Annotated in this window: 1 protein-coding gene and 1 pseudogene; both read left to right on the top strand. The window is 58.0% G+C overall.

Annotation, left to right across the window (positions count from 1 at the left end):
• A pseudogene (locus tag EJO71_RS34575) lies at window positions 1–293 on the top strand (MFS transporter); the annotation flags it as partial.
• 237 nt (window positions 294–530) lie between these two features.
• Entirely contained in the window at window positions 531–962 is a 432-nt protein-coding gene (locus tag EJO71_RS34200) for a hemerythrin domain-containing protein (RefSeq protein WP_125953066.1), read from the top strand.
• The last annotated feature ends 571 nt before the right edge of the window (window positions 963–1,533 follow it).

The following is a 1,533-nucleotide window of genomic DNA, read 5'->3' as shown; positions in this document are numbered from 1 at the left end:
GGCTAGCAGTGCTTGTGTTCTGGGGCGCCACAGTTGTGGCGGACTCGGCGCAGTTCTCCAGTCTCTCGAGCCAGGCCTGCTCCGCAGATCTGATAGGCAGCGCGCTGGCGGTGCAAAACGCGATCGGCTTTGCCATCAGCATCATGTCGATCAGCCTGGTCACTGAGCTGTTCGGCTCAAAAGGAGAAGCGGCCGTGACCTGGCTTGCGCTTGGTCCTGCCTTGGGATTGGTGGCGATGTTCCTGCGAGGATCGACGAAGTTGCGCTGGCCGAAGTCGTCGCGCTATGAATGAAAATGGGGTTCAGTTTCGACGATTCGCGACTGCCTTGTCGCACGAGGGACGAGAAGATGCCAGCCTTGCGAGTCACTGGCGGTGGAACCCCGATGCATGGAAATTCGGCAGATCCAAAATGACTCAGGCGGGATCGTCCAGGAAACATCTGAGCGGCCGGGTGAGACCTAGTGCGTCCGCAAATACGTCCCCGAGGCTGGGCGACAATTGATTCCGACTACCTAACAGACATTCGCTATGAATCATCCGCTGACGCTTGGCGACTCCGTGCTCGATGAGGACCATCTGAGACTTGAGGACCTTGTTCTCCAACTCCGCGATGCACCCTTAGATGAAGTGTCTCGCCGTCTCGAAGCGGTGCGCGAGCACGCCTCAAGGCATTTCGCTCTGGAAGACATTGAGCTAAGGGCCATGGCGGATGGCAACGCCAAGTGCCACTTGGACGAACATGCGGCGGTGTTGAACTCACTTGACGAGGTGATGGTGGTGCTGACTCAGGTCGATGTCGCGGCAGAGAAGAAGGCACTGCTCATCAATCGCCTCGCGACCGAATTGCTCGTGTGGCTGCCGGGGCATGTTCATGAAATGGACGCCGGTGTGGCGTCGCATCGGTCTAAGCAGCGTTTCGGCGGCGCGCCAGTGAAGATCGCGCGGAGGCCGGGCACTTAGCCCACTTCCCACGCTGATCGCTGGAGCTTCGGGCTTCGGTAGCTTCCAGCCCATGTGACGACGCGTCCTCTTCATCACCCAGGCGTTGAATCACCGCGTCCGCGTATCGCGCAGGGTTGCTCCATAAACGAAGGTGCGGCCGCGCCCATGATGTCCCCGTCCGGAAGGCCGTGAAGCAATTCGAACGTTCAGTAGCTGTGGTCCGCGATTAGTACGTTGCGCCTTAAGCACAATCCGAGCGAGCTGCACTCCTAAACCTTCCGAGCTTCCGCCGTCGCGACTTGTTCGACACGCCACATCACGTAGGTCCCGTGTGCGCAGAATCCGGTTGATTGTTGATTTCCGAGCAAATCTGACCCCTTTGAGCTGAGTTTTTTCATCCAAATTTGACCCCTTGAATAAAGTCCTCTGCTTAACTTTTGAGCAGAGGGAGTCAAGGAGTGATCAAAGTGGGAACACTTGCGAAGATCCGGAGGCTGCACCTGCGAGAAGGCGTGCCGATCAAGGAAATCGAGAGGCGCACGGGGATTGCGCGAAACACCATCAAGAGCTGGCTGCGTAAAGGCCAGAT

Source organism: Variovorax sp. 679, assembly GCF_003952185.1.
Taxonomy (GTDB): Bacteria; Pseudomonadota; Gammaproteobacteria; order Burkholderiales; family Burkholderiaceae_C; genus Variovorax.
This window is presented reverse-complemented; position numbering and strand designations above follow the sequence as displayed.

Coding starts and splice junctions, on each gene's coding strand:
- EJO71_RS34200 (WP_125953066.1), top strand. CDS start 531: ATGAATCATCCGCTGACGCTTGGCGACTCCGTGCTCGATGAGGACCAT.